The following is a 17518-nucleotide window of genomic DNA, read 5'->3' as shown; positions in this document are numbered from 1 at the left end:
ATCGCGAGGTAGAGCAGCCTGGTAGCTCGTCGGGCCCATAACCCGGAGGTCGTTGGTTCAAATCCTTCCCTCGCAACCATTTGGCTCTGTAGCTCAGTCGGTAGAGCAAAGGACTGAAAATCCTTGTGTCGCCAGTTCGATTCTGGCTGGAGCCACCTGAAAAACCTGTAGAAATACAGGTTTTTTTGTATATATACGAAGTAATTATTCAACATTTCTATAATCTTATTTTTTCACTTCGGTTTCATACCATGCATCTACGGCCGGGTCAATAACAGTCTGCTCTGTATCAACTCGTACTGAACGATACACAGGTGCGTAAAAATCATATACACCACCATGATGTGAACAGGCTCCTTTTCCCTTCGCATTGCTAGGGGACCAAGTTCCGTCATTGCATTGTGTTTTATAATCTACAATTTGATTTTCGTATGTTGTTACAATTTCGACATGACTTGATTCAGGAATTGCTGGATGATAAATATATTTAGAATAGACAATACCATCTACCTGACAGTTAGTTGTGATTGTTGTACCGTCACAAGTTGGAACTGGTGTTGGTGTTGGCTTTGGAGTCGGTTTTGGTGTAGGCTTTGGTGTAGTTTTTGGGACTGAAACGGTTATTGTAGTTTGTGTTGCCTGTTCTGTATCCGCAGTTGTTTGGTGTTTCTCTTCACTTGTGGAGTTACTAGAACAGCCATAAGAAAATAATAAAAATACAGCTAGTGAAGTTTTACCAATCTGCTTTAAAAAATGATGTGTATGAATCATATTTCCCTCCGATTTATCATAATGCATTAAGAATTGTATTCTCTAATGATAAAAGCTTGTTTTTATGATGTGATGATTCGATGGTATGAGCACTGTTTGTTTAAATATTATTTTTAAACAGTGTATGGATGAATTGTTACTAATATCATAAAAAGAAATGTAATAATTGTAAATTTATTTTTGATTGAAAATTTTGATATACTGAACATATGAAAAAAATATTAATTATAGGATCAGCACATGTAGACTTTGTTTCACATGTAGATAAACTTCCGCAAGGAAATGAAGAGTTTAACGTTGTAAGACAAGAACAAATTATCAGTGGTACGGGTTTTAAAGCTGCTGATGTATTTCAACATTTTGATTTTCCGTATGAATTATACGCGCCGATTGGTACTGGCATTTATGGCGAAACTGTAGAAACAGAGATGGTAGCACGTAACTTACCAATCAATGTAAGAACAAAGCTGGTAAATGGCTGTACTTATCACATGGTTGATGAAGCTGGAAATCAAACTTATTTTAGTGTTCCTGGTGGTGAATATAACTTTGATGTGTCATTTGTACAGACATTAGAGAAAGATGATATCCATGCGGTATTACTCTATGGAGAAATGCTAAGCGGAGAAGGTGTTATTGATTTATTGAATACTTTAGATGATTTAGAAAAACCTATCTATTTTGTGCCAGGTGAATTTGGTGATCAGATGGATGAGGATGTTTTCCGTGCACTTTGTTCATTGAATCCAACATTATTATTGTCTGAAACAGATGCGTATTATCTCTCAAGTGAAAAATATCATGATTTTAAACTGACGGCTGAATACTTACATACGATGACTGGTTCAAATATTATGATTTTTAAGAATGGTGAAGGCGTATATTCTTATGGTGATGAGAAGTTTATGTTGCCGTGTGAGAATGTATCTGATATCGAACTACAGGCAGCTGTATTCGTTCTTGCGCAATTAGCTGGTGTTGATGTGAAGAACAGTATGGCGTTCATGTGTGACTTTGCTGAAAAGTTAGTACATGATTATGACGATTTTACCTTCGCGGAAGGTAAGATTAGACTTGCGGAAATCATCGCGCAGAAGTAATGCAAAAAAAAGGACTGACAACAAATGAAATAAACCAGCGTATTCAAGAGAATAAAGTGAATGGTGAATCAAAGAAATTATCAAAGTCGACAATAAATATCATCAAAGAAAATATTTTTACATATTTTAATCTTTTAAATGTCATACTTTTCATATTTGTATTTACGACCGGTAAATATCAAAATGCGATGTTTATGGGTGCGGTCATAACAAACGCACTCATCGGTATGGTTCAAGAGATACGTGCAAAAAAATTATTAGATCAGATAAGGATTCTCACAACCACGAAAGTAAATGCTTATCGTAATGATGCATGGATTGAAATTTCTGTTGATGAGATTGTACAAGATGATGTACTAGGTTTACAAGCAGGGATTCAGATACCAATTGATGGTGTAATTACTGAAGGTAGTCTAGAAATTAATGAGAGTCTTTTGACTGGTGAATCTGATACAGTTTATAAAAAAGTTGGAGATGCTGTTTATAGTGGGACAATCGTGCTAAGTGGAGATGCGGAAGTATCTGTAACTAAAGTAGGACACGACCGCCAATCTGAAAAGATTATGGAAGGCACTAAGATATCTGGATTTCAGAAGAGTGCATTACAGAGAGATTTGCAGAAACTGATTAAGATTGTATCTGTCCTAATTGTTCCTGTTGCATTGATACTTGTGGGAATGCAGATGGGAGTAAAAGGGGTAGGATATTCGGCTATCGTATTAAATACATCAGCCGCAATCATCGGTATGATTCCAGAAGGCTTAGTTGTACTAACAAGTGTTGCCCTGGCGGTTTCTACGATGCGTTTATTAAAATTAAAGGCACTTGTGCAGGAACTATATTCAGTTGAAGGTCTTGCAAGAGTTGATGTGGTATGTCTTGATAAAACAGGAACACTAACGCAAGGAGATATGCAAGTTGATCATATTGAGATTGTCAGTGATATTTCTGAGTTGAATCTGCATGCATATATGCATGCATACTTAGAGATGGAAAAACATCCAAACCCTACTGCAAAAGCTCTGATTGAGTATTTTAAGAGTGATACAAAAATCCAAGTAGATGATTTTCAACCGTTTGCAAGTGAGCGCAAATATACAAGTGCTTCTTTGCATAATATAGGAACTCTATATGTTGGTGCTTTTGAATTTATATTTGACAAAGAAGATACAGTCTATCAGAAATATCACGATACGGTTTCTAAAGGAGAACTGCGTACGATTGCGATAGCACTTGCAAAAGAAGACAATCAGAAAGAATTACTAGGCTTGGTATATATACGTGATGTGATGCGACCAAATGTGAATGAAACACTGGCCTATCTTTCAAAACAAGGTGTTACAATTAAAATTATCTCTGGTGATTATCCAAATACAGTTTCTTCAATCGCACGAAAAGCAGGGGTACCAGATGCAGATAAGTATATTGATTTATCTGTTGGTGAAATTGATTATAATCAAGTGGTCGAAGAATATACTGTTTTTGGAAGAGTGCTTCCGAAACAAAAGAAAGAACTACTGATAGCGCTACAGCGTAAACATGTTGTAGCCATGGTAGGGGATGGCGTAAATGATGTTCCTGCATTACGACAAGCAGATGTATCAATCGCTATGCTTGCAGGTTCATCGGCTGCGAAAGATATTTCTGATATTGTTTTATTAGAAAATGATTTTAATGTTGTACCTTCGATTGTCTGTGAAGGAAGAAGGGTAATCAATAATATCTCTAGAGCATCGTCGATGTATCTGGTTAAAACTTTATTCTCATTCTTCTTAACGATTTATGTTGCACTATTTCAAACTGTATATCCATTTGTACCAGTGCACTTAACAATGATTAGTGCAATCTGTGTGGGAATTCCAACAGTATTTCTACAACTAGAGCCTAGCTTTGAAAGATTAAAAGGTAGGTTTTTGGTGGATGCGTTTTTACGAGCGCTCCCATCCGCAATTACAGTTGTGCTAGTTGTAGTCTTTACAAAGTTCTATCGTACAACAATGGACTTATCTTTACAAAATGCAAATGCAATCTTAGTATTTGTAACAGGTGTAATCTATCTTTATACCTTGTACCGTATCTATCAACCGACCACAAAGTATCGTTTAATGATTGTACTCATCATGAGTTTCCTTTTCGTGATTACCTATTATTTCACGCAGGGTATCTTAGGAATTTCATTTAGTTTAGAGCTACTTCCGGTTACGCTTTTGACAACTGTGATAGGCGTTGCAATAGTATCTTTATTAGGCTTTTTTACGGATAAAGCGTTCAAAATAAATTCGTGCAATTTAAAGTGAGCTTGTGTATAATTACTATTGCGATGCGGATATGGTGAAACTGGTAGACACGCTGATTTCAGGTGTCAGTGAGGCGACTCGTGCAGGTTCGAATCCTGTTATCCGCACTTGATAGTTGACCCGATTATCGGGTCTTTTATTTTGTGTAAATAGCGGTTGTTTGAAGTAATATTGTTTATCTTATACAATGTACACATGAGGTGATATACATGAAAATCATAAAGAATGAAGAAATCAATGAGGACTTGTTTTCACAGATGATTCGTTTGGATCATGAAGTGTGGCCATTAGATGATGAAAGTTATTTACCGACATCATATTTGCGTAGATTGTATGAAAACTCAAAGGATGGATTATTTTTTGCGGTGGATGATGAAGAAAAGCTAATCGGTTATCAAACATTAATTTTTGTGGATAAAGATAATTTTCAGAAATATTATGAGACGGGTGATTTTACGGTTTTAAAAAATATGGGTATGAAGAGAGGCGAAAATATCTTATATATCTATACTGCCAATATTAAAGAAGAATACCAAGGTAGTGGTTGTATGAAAGAAATCGGAAAAGCAATCGCTTCCTGGTTAGTAGAACAGGAAGAAGAGGGGTATCATGTATCGGTTGCCTATGCGGAGGCAGTGACACCAGCAGGTGTAAAGACAGTTACTGGTGGATATGGGATGGAACCGATGGAAGATGTGGATGAAACTGGTCTTGGCCATTATATCTTGAAAGATGGAATGAAAGCATATTGTAAGAAGATGATAGAAGATACTGACTAGATAATTGTGGTTTTATTGTTTTGATATTTACAGCGTATATTTATAAGCCTAGAATAGTACTGGTGAGTTTTTAAATCGAAGAGGGAAAATATGCGAGGACTCGGAACAATTATTAATATCATTTTAATTGTGTTAGCTGGTACATTTGGCTGCTCTTTTAGTTCTAAAATGAAAGAGAAAATGCAGGAAACCTTATTTCTGGTCACTGGTGTTGCGGTTATTTTTATAGGTATTGCAGGCGCGATGGAACAGATGTTGTGTATTGAAAATGATAAATTGTCACCACGCAATATCATGATGGTAATTTGTTGCTTGGCAATCGGTGCGATTGTTGGTGAGTATTTTGACTTAGATGGAAAAATTAATCAATTCGCAGACTATGTAAAAAAGAAAAGCAATAATGGAAACGATACAAAATTTGTAATTGCCTTTGTTAATACAAGCTGTGTCGTATGTATTGGGGCTATGGCAGTCATTGGTGCAATAAAAGATGGAGTTGATGGAGACGTTACAGTATTAGCAGCTAAGGGTGTAATTGACTTTATCTTGGTCAGTGTTATGAGCGCCTCTCTTGGTAAAGGCTGTATGTTTTCGGCAATTCCGGTCGCAATCTTTCAAGGTAGTATTACCTTGCTTGCGATGATGTTAAATACAGTTGTGCCAGCTGTCGCATTAGAGAATCTTTCATGTGTTGGATCCATCTTGATATTCTGTGTTGGAGTCAATATGGTATTTGATCGAAAGATGCGAGTGGCTAATGTGTTACCGGCAGTTATCATCGCTGTGATATGGGGTATGGTATTTTAAAAAAGTCGAAAGACTTTTTTATTTTTTTATTGAGTTTATAATCTCTAAACAAAAAGTTTAAAAAACTATTGATTTTCGTCTTGAATTACATATAATTATTATTGTTTTGTTACTGTTAATAAATTGTTTAGTAAAACTAAACAATTGAGGAGGATTATGATAGATATCGGACATCGCATCAAGCAGCTACGAATCAAGAATGACCTGACGCTAGAAGAATTGGCCTCAAGAACAGAACTGACGAAGGGCTTCTTGTCACAGCTGGAGCGAAATTTAACATCTCCATCCATTCAGACACTAGCAGATATTGCGGAAGCTCTTGGGGTTGATATGTCACGCTTTTTTGCGGAAGAACATGAAGAAAAGATTGTCTTTACGCCAGAGGATGTGTTCGTTGATGAACAGGATGGTGTAACAACACATTGGATTGTTCCGAATGCACAGAAGAATGATATGGAACCCATCATCCTACAACTTCAACCTGGTACTTGTTCAAAACAAATTGAACCACATCAAGGGGAAGAATTTGGATATGTATTAAGTGGACGTATTTATCTCGTAAGAGAGGGATACAAAAAAGGCGCTGTCGTAAGACGAGGGGATACTTTCTATATCCGTGGGGACGTAGCGCATTATTTAGAAAATCGTAGTAAACAATCAGCAGAAGTGCTTTGGATTAGCACGCCACCGGAATTTTAGAGGGAGAATAGACATGGCAAAGAAATTGATTGAAGTAAAAAATGTTGTAAAAACTTTTGACAACCAAGTCGTACTAAAGGGAATCTCATTAGATATTTATGAAAATGAGTTTGTGACGTTACTTGGACCATCTGGTTGTGGTAAGACAACGCTCTTACGTATTATTGCTGGTTTTATTGAACCAACAGAAGGTCATGTCATTATGGATGGTGAGGATATTGCACGCATTCCTGCATACAAGCGTGATGTAAACACAGTGTTCCAACATTATGCATTGTTCCCACACTTAGATGTTTATGACAATATTGCATTTGGCTTAAAGATTAAGAAGCAGCCAAAGGACATCATCGACCAGAAAGTACGTCGTATGATTTCTCTTGTTGGTTTAGAGGGATTTGAACATCGTGATGTCACAATGATGTCAGGTGGACAACAACAGCGTGTAGCGATTGCACGTGCGCTTGTTAATGAACCAAAGGTTCTATTATTAGATGAATCTTTAAGTGCGTTAGATAAGAATCTACGTAAGGAAATGCAGCTTGAATTAAAGGAAATTCAGCGTGAGGTAGGTATTACATTTATCTTTGTTACCCACGATCAAGAAGAAGCTCTAACAATGTCAGATAAGATTGTTATCTTAAGAGATGGTGATATTGAACAGGTTGGTTCTCCAACAGAAGTTTACAATGAACCAATTAACCAATACTGTGCACGTTTTATTGGTGATTCAAATATCATCGATGGTGTGATGAAGAAGGATAACCTCGTTAACTTCGACGATGTAGATTACAATTGTGTAGATTATGGCTTTAGTGAGAATGAGCCAGTTGATATTGTAATTCGTCCTGAGGATATCGATATCGTGGCTAGAAACCGTGGCTTGTTAAATGGTGAAGTAAAGTCTGTATTATTCAAGGGTGTTCACTATGAAGTCATCGTAGAAACATCATCTGGTACATCTAAGACGGTTACCATGCATGTAACAGGAGAACATGACGTCATCAATAAGGAAGCGAAAGAACGTATTAGTGCGTCTTCCTTTACAATGGACCTTGAAGACGTAGATCAATTAACAGACTCTGAAGTTATCGCACGTGCAAATGCGCAAGCATGGACAGATGAGGGTGAGGATGTTTCCTTAACACATGTTGAATATGATGTGAAGAAGGAAATTGGAACATATTCATGTACATTCGCTACTGGTGCAGGTACAAAGATTACAGTTAAGATCAATGTAGTTAAGCCAACAGCAGTTGAAGATGTGGACAATGAGGAAGGTATTCAGGCATTTGATTTCTATCGTACGGTTGATGAAATCAAGGAATCTGTAGCGCTAGATACAGACTTGATTCGTTGGGCGGATGCGTATGCTTGGAATATTGAGGATGATTCTCGTGTTGAAATCTGGGATGTGAAGTATGACTTTGATGATGAAAACATCACAGAAGGTGATTACCAGATTACATTCTCTACACAGGGCCGTGAGTTAAAGATTGAAACTACAGATAAGATTGAAGCAGGTGAAAGAATTGGATTAGAGTGGAATCCTGAGGATATCCACGTTATGAGAAAGATGGGTTAATGTGCAATGAAGTCATTTAATAAATTAATCTATCCGTATTTTGTGTGGATGATGATTATGATTGTCATTCCGATGTTCATGATTGTCATGTATGCAATGACAGTAAAGGGTAATTCCGTTTTAACACTTCAATTTACATTTGAAAATTTTACACGTTTCTTCAATGATACGATTTTCCCAAGTGTATTATGGCGTAGTTTAAAGATGGCTTTCGTTACGACTGCAATTTGTATTCTTGTTGGTTATCCAACTGCATATATCATGGCGAAGCTAAAGAGCGGTTCACAAGCAATTATGGTATTACTTATTACACTACCTATGTGGATCAACATGCTTGTACGTACGTATGCATGGAAGGGTATTTTAGGCTGGTTTGGCTTTAGCAGTGAAGTTAGAGTATATATCGGTATGGTATACAACTTCTTGCCATTTATGATTCTACAAATTTATACAGCTCTTTCTAAGATTGATAAGAATTTATTGATTGCGGCTAGTGACTTAGGTGCGGATAATAAGCAGACATTCTTACGTGTTACATTACCACTATCTTTAAGTGGTGTTGTAAGTGGTATTACTTTGGTATTCTTACCAGCAGTATCTAGCTTCTTTATTCCTAAGCTACTTGGTGGTGGTCAGTATGTATTGATTGGTAATTTGATTGAAGATTACTTTATCAAGACTGGTGACTGGAACTTTGGTTCTGCAATCAGTTTAATTATGGCAATCATTATCTTAATTTCGATGTATGTTACAAAGAAACTAGATAAAGAACCAGCAGAGGAGGCAGACTAATGGAAAAGAAAAATTCTATTTTCGGGAAGTTATATCTTGCCCTCATCTTGGCATTCTTCTACTTGCCAATTCTCTATGTAGTGTTCTTTAGTTTCAACCGTTCTAAATCACTTACTCGCTTTACTGGTTTTTCATTACGTTGGTATGAGAACATGTTTAATAACCGTTCTATCTTAGAAGCAATCTATTACACGGTTTTATGTGCGGTACTAGCGACATTAATTTCTACATTCATTGGAACAATCACAGCAATTGGTCTTTCCAAGTCTAAGCGCATTACACGTGAGTTATTCCAACAGGTAAATAACTTACCAATGCTAAACCCAGAAATCGTTACTGCGATTGGCTTAATGTTGTTCTTTACATCATTGAGAGTTCAAACTGGATTTACTACGATGTTATTAGCGCATATTGCTTTTTGTACACCATATGTAATCCTATCGGTATTACCACGTTTACGTCGTATCGATAAGAACATGGCAGAGGCTGCGTTAGATTTAGGTTGTACTCCATGGCAAGCGATGTGGAAGGTTATCATCCCTCAGATTAAGGGTGGTATTATTGCGGGTGCACTTGTGGCATTCTCGATGTCCTTCGATGACTTCGTTATCTCCATGTTTACGACAGGACCGGGTGTTTCCAATATCTCTATCTATGTTTATGCAAATGTAAAACGTGTTAACCCAACAATTAATGCGTTAAGTGCAATTATTGTTTATGTCATCACAGTTGTACTCATTGTCGTAAATGTTGTACCTATGATCAATGAAAGAAGAAAGGCAAAGTTAAATGCGCAAATTACAGAATCTAACTAAATTAGTATTATGCGCTGCACTTGTAGCTCCACTTGTTGGCTGTGGTGGGGATGATGAAAGTGCAGTAAAGCAAGTTGGTGACGCAAAAGAAATGTTTGGCTGTAACGTTATCAATGTATTCAACGCAGGAGAATATATCGGTGAAGGAGTCATCTCTGACTTTGAAACAATGTATAACGCAAAAGTTAACTACGATTTATTTGAGTCCAATGAGATGATGTACACAAAGTTACTTGGTGGCTCATCTTATGATGTACTTGTGCCTAGTGACTATATGATTGAACAGTTACTAGCTGAGAAGATGTTACAACCATTAGACAAGAAGTCTTATGAAAATCTTGGCTTACTCAATCCATCTGTTGTAGAGTCTCAAAAAGGCTTTGATCCAACTCTTGAATATTCTGTCCCATACTTTTGGGGTAATGTTGGTCTTGTTTATAACAAAACAACAGTTGATGAAAAGGATATTGAAGAAGAAGGCTGGGATATTCTCAAAGATCCTAAGTATAAGGGAAGAATCTTCTTCTATGATTCACAACGTGATGGCTTCATGATTGCGTTTAAGGCACTTGGTTATTCCATGAACACAAATGATCCAAAGGAAATCCAAGAAGCGTATGAGTGGCTATCAGAGATGAATGAGACTATGGACCCTGCATATGTTACAGATGAAGTTATTGATGGCATGACGAATGCGGAAAAAGATATCGCTGTCATGTATTCTGGCGATGCGACAAACGTTCTTACGGAAAATATGGATATGAGCTGGGTAGCACCAAAGCAGGGTACAAACGTATGGATTGATGCAATGGTTATTCCAAAAAACAGCAACTGTCCAGGACTTGCGAATAAGTTTATTGATTACATCATCAGTGAAAGTGTTCAGTCACAGAACTCTGAGTGGGTTGGATATACACCGGTTGATTTAAGTGTTCAAGAAGAACTTGCAGGACCAGATGGTGAATTCTTTGAAAATCCAGCATATGTTCCACGTACAGGATATAAATTGGATGAAACATTCCATTTCGATGAGCAGCTCAAAGCGAAACTCTCAGACTTGTGGAATAAGGTCAAAGTACAATAACGGTTTTCTCACTTTGAAAAAAATACAAAAAATATTTGTAAACTAGAAATAAAAAGTGATATACTTCTATTGCATTCGGTGAATGCTTTCAGTATAATAATAAAGCGCTGTAAATTTACAGGGCTTGGTTCCTTAGCCAAGTGGTAAGGCAGCAGACTGCAACTCTGCGAGCGCCGGTCCGACTCCGGCAGGAACCTCCATGGAGATGTGGCGGAATCGGCAGACGCAACGGACTTAAAATCCGTTGTCTGAAAGGACGTATGGGTTCAAGTCCCATCATCTCCACCATCAAAAAATGCTTACTTTGGTAAGCATTTTTTTATACGATGATAAAAAAGTGATGGGTGTCCATCATATAAAACGAGGTAATACGATACAAAGAAGAATGAGTATAATACTAGCAAATAGTGGAGTATTGTGACGTTGACTTCTTTCTAGGAGGATACGTTTGCGATAATCTGCGTACGTTGGATCTAAGTCCTTACTTCTTTGAAATTCAAGAGAAGAGAAATCACCCTTGAGCCAAGCCTGTCTAAATGTTCCAACAAAGAATAGAATGGCTGTTAGAATCCCAAGACTGTTTAAGAAACCGAAACGAAATGGTTGTTTTACAATACCAACTATAACAGAAATAAGTAGTACAACTCCAACGTAAATCCATACTTTTATATCCCTAAATGGGAGAATTAACTTTTTTAACATGGTTACATTTTAACTGATATTTTGAACATGACAATATCCTTGATCGTGATTTGTTGAAAATGTGTACTTATTTACAGAAATACGATGTAAACCGCTTGGATAGCGTTGTTTATCATTTTTAGGAATGATATAATAAGAATGATAAAAAAGGGAGATTGTATATGGTATTCAACAAGATTAAAGAATTCGTCGCACCAGTAGATGAAGACGAAGATGAAGGTGAAGAATTACAATTCACGGGAAGAGAGGTACAACCAGTGAGTACTTACGAGTCAAAACAAACAAATTTGAATAACATTTCTAAAAATACACAAATGGTAATGTTCGAACCAAGAAGTTTCGAACAAGCTGAGGAGATTGCACGTCACTTAAAGCAAACACGTGGCTGTATTATCAACTTACACCGTTTACAAAGAGAATATGCACAACGTACAATTGATTTCTTATCTGGTGTTGTATTCGCATTAGATGGAACAATTCAGAAGGTTGGTCATAATGTTATCTTCTGTGCTCCAAGAAACGTTGGTGTTGAAGGTAATATCTCACTTGATAAGGGTGAAGATGAATAATCTAGGGAATTACGATTCTCTGATTGCACATTTACACGACTTAAAAGAAAAGAGTGAACGTTGGCATAAGACTGTTTGTTCTGCATTCTTAACAGAAGAAGAACAAGCTATTGTCCAAAAGATATTCACTCCATCACGCTTTGTCCGCTATGACGGTGGATATGATGGTGCACGTAAAAAGAAAGTCATCTTTCTCTATGATGAGAAGGATGGCTTTTCAGATATTGTATGCATGAAGGCTAAGATAGATCAGCGTTTTCGTACGATAGGGCATCGTGATGTATATGGGGCTATCATGAATCTACAGATAGAGAAGAGTAGTTTTGGAGATTTTTGGATTGAAGAAGATGCAATCTATCTCTATACATCAGAGCAGATGGTTGAGTTTATCAAAGATCACTTGATTCGCATCAATCAGTTAACGGTATCGTTTGAAAAGATTGATGAACATCCAAAACAGGTGTTTAAAACCAAAGAGATTTCTTTGGTTGTGGCAAGTGAAAGAGCGGATGCGATAGTGGCTGCTTTAACCCATTCTAGTCGTAGTGATGCGAAGGATTTAATACGTAAAGGATACGTGCAGGTAAATCATATCGAACTTGAAGAGCCTGATAAAATATGCAATAATGGGAGTGTTATTTCTATACGTGGAACAGGTAGATTTACCTTCTTAGGTTTTAGCCGAAAGACACGTACAGGGAGAATCGTTGCAGAATTTCTGCAGAATATATAAGAGGAGAGAACATGACGACACGAAGACCGACATTTCGTATCATGAAAAATGGCTATGATCGGTTTGCGGTTGATGATGTGATGGAGCAATACGCTGCGCAAGTTGCCTTCCTTCAAAGAAAGTTGGAACTCTATCAAGAACAGATGGTTGAGACAACAGAGAAGTTGGAGGATTTACAGACACGCTACAATGAGATTGAGCGTGCGGTAGATGTGCGGAAAGATGCGGCCGACAGTATTACCAGATTATCTTTGCAGGAAGCTAACGATGTGATGGCAAGAGCACAGAATAACGCTGATGAGATTGTCAAAGAAGCTTTATCTGTTGCGCGTTCCATATTGCTGGACCTATCGCAACTGTATACTGAAGCTGGTGAGGTCAAGAGTGATCTTAGCCAACAGCTAACCGATTTACAAAAGAGTTTAGATAACTTTAAACTTCCAAAACTTCCTGATATGGATTGGTTGGAAGAATCTGATAAAGAATTGCATTGATCAGGACATGCTTTAACAGAAGTGGATTGATAAGAGAGTTCGTGTATGCTGAAAACGAACATGAAGCCTGTTAATAGAATCACCTGTGAGCAATCGTACATTCTGCGTTAAAGAAGTAATGAGTGTATGACAGTAATGTCATAAACTAAGGTGGTACCGCGTTTAGACGTCCTTAGATTTTTGAGGACGTTTTTATTTTTATAAAGAGGAGGGTCATATGGACTACAAAGATACGCTAAACATGCCAAATACAGATTTTGAGATGCGTGGTAATCTTGCACAGAAAGAACCAGGTATTTTAAAGAATTGGCAACAAGACAACTATTATCAAAACTTACTAAAACATCACAAGGGACAGAAGGCATTTATCTTGCATGATGGTCCTCCATACGCAAATGGTAACCTGCATGCAGGTACAGCCATGAACCGTACAATCAAGGACTTCATTATTCGTAGCCATGCGATGTCTGGTTACTATACACCATTCTTTCCAGGATGGGATACACATGGATTGCCAATTGAGAATGCAATCCAGAAATTGGGTGTTGACCGTAAGACGCTGTCTGCTGCGGAATTTAGACGTAAGTGCGAAGAGTATGCACACCAGCAGATTGCACAACAGATGGAAACAGAAAAGCGTTTAGGTCAGATTGCGGATTATGAACATCCATATATCACACTGAAGAAAGAATTTGAAGCTCGTCAGATTCAGTCTTTCGCATCGATGGCATTAAAAGGGATGATCTTCCAAGGATTAAAACCTGTTTATTGGTCACCATACAACGAGACCGCGGTTGCGGATTCTGAAATTGTTTATAAAGATGTTAAGGATGCGACAATCTATCTTAAGTTCCCAATTGCGGATGGTAAGGGTGTATTAGGTGCAGATGATAACTTTGTAATCTGGACAACAACACCTTGGACAATACCATCAAACATGGCAGTATCTGTTCACCCTGATTTAGAATATGCATTAGTAAAGACAAGTGCAGGCAATTTAGTTGTGCTTGAAAAGTTTGTTGACCGCTTACTTGAAAAGTTTAATCTTGAAAATCTAGGTATCCTAAAGACATTTACTGGTAAGGAAATTGAAGGTGTTACATATCATCATGTTGCATTAGATAAGGAATGTCCATGTCTTTTAGGCACACACGTTACAGATGAAGATGGTACTGGTATTGTACATACAGCTGGTGGCCATGGTATGGACGACTATCTTGTATGTATGAAGAATGGAATGCCACCAATCTGTACTGTTGATGAACGTGGTTATATGAATGAAGAAGCAGGCTCTTATCAAGGTATGTTCTTTGAGGATTGTTCAAAGGCTATCATTCATGACATGAGTGAAAAGGGCTACTTACTAAAAGTTGAAAATATTACTCACTCCTATCCACACGATGATCGTCTAAAGAAGAAGGTTATCTTCCGTGCGGTGAAACAGTGGTTCTGTTCAATTGAAAAGGTACGTGAGCAGGCATTGGATCAGATTAACAACCACGTTAAGTGGCATAATTCCTTTGGTCAAAAGCGTATGAACAATATGATTGCGGACCGTGGAGACTGGTGTATCTCTAGACAGCGTCTATGGGGTGTTCCAATTCCAATTATCTATTGTGAAGACAACTCACCAATCATGGAGAAGGAAGTATTTGATCATATCGCTGAACTTATGAATGAATATGGTTCAAATGTTTGGTTTGAAAGAGACGCAAAAGATTTACTACCAGAAGGTTATACAAATGAAAAATCACCAAATGGTGAATTCCGTAAGGAAACAGATATCATGGACGTATGGTTTGATTCTGGCTCAAGTTGGAATGAATTGATTGCTCGTGGTGATAGTTATCCATGTGATTTATACTTTGAAGGTTCTGATCAGTATCGTGGTTGGTTTAACTCCTCACTCATCGTTTCAACAGCAGTCAACGGCACAGCTCCATATAAGGAAGTTCTATCCCATGGTTATGTTGTAGACTCTAAGGGTGAAAAGATGTCTAAGTCTGTTGGTAATGTTGTAAACCCAATGGATATCATCAACCAGAATGGTGCCGATGTATTCCGTCTTTGGGCAATGTCCTCAGACTTTAAGGAAGACTTAAAGTTAGGTCCAAGCAATATCAAACAGGTTTCTGATCAGTATCGAAAGATTCGTAATACATTCCGTTTCTTACTAGGCAATGTAAATGGAGAAGATTTCAATCCATCAACAGATATGGTCGCTTTTGAAAATCTAGAACGTGTTGACCAACAAGTACTTGTATTACTCAATGATTTGGTCAAAGATGTACGTAAGGATGTGCTGGAGTACAATTACTTATCCGCAAATAAGCATCTGATGTATTTCATGGTTAATATCTTATCTTCTTACTATTGTGATTTCACAAAGGATATCCTATATGTAAGTGCGAAAGATGATCACCGTAGAAGACAAGTACAGTCTGTATACTGGAACTGTGCGGATGCGCTCGTAAAACTTTGGGCTCCATTCTTAGCATTTACTGCTGAAGAAATCTGGACACATTTCTCACATCTTGGCACAAACTCCGTGCATTACGAAGAATTCCCAGAAGTGAAGGAATACGCAGAAGCTGAAACATTACGTGATGAAATCAAACGTCTATTAGATATTCGTGCACTTGTCACAAAGGCAAATGAAGAAGCACGTAATGAAAAACTAATCGCTTCTAGCCAAGAAGCGAAGATCCTTCTTACTCTTCCAAGGGAAGACAAGGAACTTGTAGAAAAGAATCTAGGTGCTGCAGTAGCACAATGGTTAATTGTTTCTCAGGTTGAACTTGTAGAAGGCGAAACAGCTGTGAAGGTTGAAAAGGCTAGTGGAGAGAAGTGTCCGCGTTGTTGGAACTATGATGAACACGTGGATGAAAATGGACTATGTCCAAGATGTCACGCTGTCATGGAAGGCTATAAGCTCATTCACCAAAACTAAATACATAAAACATGCATGTAGGATGAAAGCTCTACATGCATGTTTTTGGTAAAGAAAAGCGACAGTAATCTGTCGCATGATGTTATAGTTCAATCTTCTTAAATTGTTCCCAAGGTAAGTAAGGCTTACCAAAGTGCCCATAGTTTGTAGTCTGTGTATAAATAGGTCTTTCAAGATCTAATTCCTTGATCATGTTTTTAACTGAGAAGTTAAAGTTCTTCTTAACGATTTCTTCTAACTCTTCATCACTATACTTCGAAGTATTGAAACTGTTGACATTGATAGAGATAGGGTTAGGTTCACCAATTGCATATGCAAGTTCAATCTGACACTTCTTTGCTAGACCGTTAGCTACGATGTTGCGGCAAACGTAACGTGCATAGTAAGCTGCAGAGCGGTCAACCTTAGTAGGGTCCTTGGATGAGAAACAACCTCCACCGATAGGTGCGTATCCACCATATGTATCTACTACAATCTTACGTCCAGTTGTGCCAGAATCACCCCAGCTACCACCAACGACGAAAGAACCGGATGGGTTGATGAAGAACTTTGTATTTTCATCAATGAGTTCAGGTTTTACAACCTTGTCGATAACTTCTTTGCGGATTAGTTTCTTCAAGTCTTCTTGTGTAATATCTTGACTGTGTTGTGTAGATACAACAATTGTTTCAATTCTCTTAAGTTCACCATTGTCGTATTCTACTGTTACCTGAGTTTTTCCATCAGGTCCTAGTAGTGTAGGATTTTCACGACGAACCTGTTCAAGACGCTTTGCGAGCATGTGTGCACAGTCAATCGCAAATGGCATATAAGACTTTGTTTCATCACTCGCAAAACCAAACATGATACCTTGGTCACCGGCGCTATATTCTTGGTGTCCCACAGCAGAGTTGATTTCTGCAGATTGCTTGTTTACTTTTAGAATAACATTATAGTCTTCAGGGTAGCCAATATCACTTAGAACTTTCTTTGCGATTGCAGCGTAGTCAATGATGGCAGTTGTACCAGCTTCACCATAGATGAAGATTGTATCATCTTTAATCGTAGCTTCAACAGCCATATGTGCTTGTGGATCTTGTGCCAGAGCTGCGTCCAAGATAGAATCCGCAATCAAATCACAGATTTTATCTGGGTGACCACTTGTAACTGATTCGGATGAGAAATAATACTTTGACATAATAAAAACCTCCTTCGTTTTGTCTTTTTTTATGCGACAGATGAAAGAGGTTATTTAACGTATTTTACTCTTTCCTTATCGATGTCAGCTGAACCACCTTGCTGGAAGCAGTAGGTTGGTGTGAGGTTATTGAGCTGACTCTCTACCTCAGTTCTTGATAAAAGACG

16 protein-coding genes and 5 tRNA genes are annotated in these 17518 nt (G+C 37.7%); 18 read left to right on the top strand and 3 right to left on the bottom strand.

The genetic code is table 11. The features are described from left to right. Positions 1 to 2 precede the first annotated feature (2 nt). Together RWM19_RS07310 and RWM19_RS07305 are read left to right on the top strand one after the other, a co-directional pair. Positions 3 to 79 (top strand) — tRNA-Met (locus RWM19_RS07310). Positions 80 to 82: 3 nt separating this feature from the next. Further along, positions 83 to 155 (top strand) — tRNA-Phe (locus RWM19_RS07305). 70 nt (positions 156 to 225) lie between these two features. Here RWM19_RS07305 and RWM19_RS07300 read toward each other — a convergent pair. Next, positions 226 to 771, bottom strand: a complete 546-nt coding sequence (locus RWM19_RS07300) for a hypothetical protein (protein WP_313985455.1) — start codon at positions 769 to 771, stop codon at positions 226 to 228. A gap of 209 nt (positions 772 to 980) precedes the next feature. Between RWM19_RS07300 and RWM19_RS07295 the strand changes: the two genes are divergently transcribed. From RWM19_RS07295 to RWM19_RS07240, 12 genes are all read left to right on the top strand, one after another. Further along, a complete protein-coding gene (locus tag RWM19_RS07295; protein WP_313985453.1) occupies positions 981 to 1871 on the top strand; it encodes a hypothetical protein in 891 nt (296 codons plus the stop codon). Beyond that, the gene (locus RWM19_RS07290) at positions 1871 to 4168 is read left to right on the top strand and encodes an HAD-IC family P-type ATPase (protein WP_313985451.1); all 2298 of its coding nucleotides are present in this window, start codon (positions 1871 to 1873) and stop codon (positions 4166 to 4168) included. Before RWM19_RS07295 ends, RWM19_RS07290 begins: the two co-directional genes overlap by 1 nt. Before the next feature lie 25 nt (positions 4169 to 4193). Further along, positions 4194 to 4275, top strand: a tRNA-Leu gene (locus tag RWM19_RS07285). A 102-nt stretch (positions 4276 to 4377) separates the two neighbouring features. Beyond that, positions 4378 to 4947, top strand: a complete 570-nt coding sequence (locus tag RWM19_RS07280; protein WP_313985449.1) for a hypothetical protein — start codon at positions 4378 to 4380, stop codon at positions 4945 to 4947. Positions 4948 to 5037: 90 nt separating this feature from the next. Beyond that, the gene (locus tag RWM19_RS07275; RefSeq protein ID WP_313985447.1) at positions 5038 to 5754 is read left to right on the top strand and encodes a DUF554 domain-containing protein; all 717 of its coding nucleotides are present in this window, start codon (positions 5038 to 5040) and stop codon (positions 5752 to 5754) included. A gap of 159 nt (positions 5755 to 5913) precedes the next feature. Then, the gene (locus RWM19_RS07270) at positions 5914 to 6453 is read left to right on the top strand and encodes a helix-turn-helix domain-containing protein (protein ID WP_294025889.1); all 540 of its coding nucleotides are present in this window, start codon (positions 5914 to 5916) and stop codon (positions 6451 to 6453) included. A 13-nt stretch (positions 6454 to 6466) separates the two neighbouring features. After that, the gene (locus tag RWM19_RS07265) at positions 6467 to 8035 is read left to right on the top strand and encodes an ABC transporter ATP-binding protein (RefSeq protein WP_313985445.1); all 1569 of its coding nucleotides are present in this window, start codon (positions 6467 to 6469) and stop codon (positions 8033 to 8035) included. Between the two features lie 6 nt (positions 8036 to 8041). After that, a complete protein-coding gene (locus RWM19_RS07260; protein WP_313985443.1) occupies positions 8042 to 8827 on the top strand; it encodes an ABC transporter permease in 786 nt (261 codons plus the stop codon). Beyond that, entirely contained in the window at positions 8827 to 9642 is an 816-nt protein-coding gene (locus RWM19_RS07255; protein WP_294023438.1) for an ABC transporter permease, read from the top strand. Before RWM19_RS07260 ends, RWM19_RS07255 begins: the two co-directional genes overlap by 1 nt. Next, positions 9617 to 10726: an ABC transporter substrate-binding protein gene (locus RWM19_RS07250; RefSeq protein WP_313985439.1), complete on the top strand. Its 1110-nt coding sequence runs from the start codon at positions 9617 to 9619 to the stop codon at positions 10724 to 10726. Before RWM19_RS07255 ends, RWM19_RS07250 begins: the two co-directional genes overlap by 26 nt. A gap of 126 nt (positions 10727 to 10852) precedes the next feature. Then, positions 10853 to 10926: transfer RNA gene (locus tag RWM19_RS07245), tRNA-Cys, on the top strand. Position 10927: 1 nt separating this feature from the next. Further along, positions 10928 to 11014: transfer RNA gene (locus tag RWM19_RS07240), tRNA-Leu, on the top strand. A 63-nt stretch (positions 11015 to 11077) separates the two neighbouring features. On the opposite strand, the gene RWM19_RS07235 is transcribed toward RWM19_RS07240, so the two are convergent. Beyond that, positions 11078 to 11428, bottom strand: coding sequence for a hypothetical protein (locus tag RWM19_RS07235; RefSeq protein WP_313985436.1), 351 nt, complete (start codon positions 11426 to 11428; stop codon positions 11078 to 11080). Positions 11429 to 11589: 161 nt separating this feature from the next. On the opposite strand from RWM19_RS07235, the gene RWM19_RS07230 reads away from it, so the two are divergent. The 4 genes from RWM19_RS07230 (at position 11590) to ileS (ending at position 16174) form a co-directional block, all read left to right on the top strand. Then, a complete protein-coding gene (locus tag RWM19_RS07230; RefSeq protein ID WP_006525097.1) occupies positions 11590 to 11997 on the top strand; it encodes a cell division protein SepF in 408 nt (135 codons plus the stop codon). Beyond that, positions 11990 to 12730: a YlmH/Sll1252 family protein gene (locus tag RWM19_RS07225; protein WP_313985434.1), complete on the top strand. Its 741-nt coding sequence runs from the start codon at positions 11990 to 11992 to the stop codon at positions 12728 to 12730. The genes RWM19_RS07230 and RWM19_RS07225 overlap by 8 nt, the downstream gene beginning before the upstream one ends. A gap of 11 nt (positions 12731 to 12741) precedes the next feature. Continuing rightward, the gene (locus tag RWM19_RS07220) at positions 12742 to 13224 is read left to right on the top strand and encodes a DivIVA domain-containing protein (RefSeq protein ID WP_294023434.1); all 483 of its coding nucleotides are present in this window, start codon (positions 12742 to 12744) and stop codon (positions 13222 to 13224) included. 217 nt (positions 13225 to 13441) lie between these two features. Next, positions 13442 to 16174, top strand: a complete 2733-nt coding sequence (ileS, locus tag RWM19_RS07215; protein WP_313985431.1) for an isoleucine--tRNA ligase — start codon at positions 13442 to 13444, stop codon at positions 16172 to 16174. Positions 16175 to 16256: 82 nt separating this feature from the next. On the opposite strand, the gene metK is transcribed toward ileS, so the two are convergent. Further along, the gene (gene metK, locus RWM19_RS07210; RefSeq protein ID WP_313985428.1) at positions 16257 to 17351 is read right to left on the bottom strand and encodes a methionine adenosyltransferase; all 1095 of its coding nucleotides are present in this window, start codon (positions 17349 to 17351) and stop codon (positions 16257 to 16259) included. Between the last annotated feature and the right edge of the window lie 167 nt (positions 17352 to 17518).

It is taken from the genome of uncultured Solobacterium sp. (genome assembly GCF_963517755.1).
In the GTDB taxonomy this organism is placed as follows: domain Bacteria; phylum Bacillota_I; class Bacilli_A; order Erysipelotrichales; family Erysipelotrichaceae; genus Bulleidia.
This window is presented reverse-complemented; position numbering and strand designations above follow the sequence as displayed.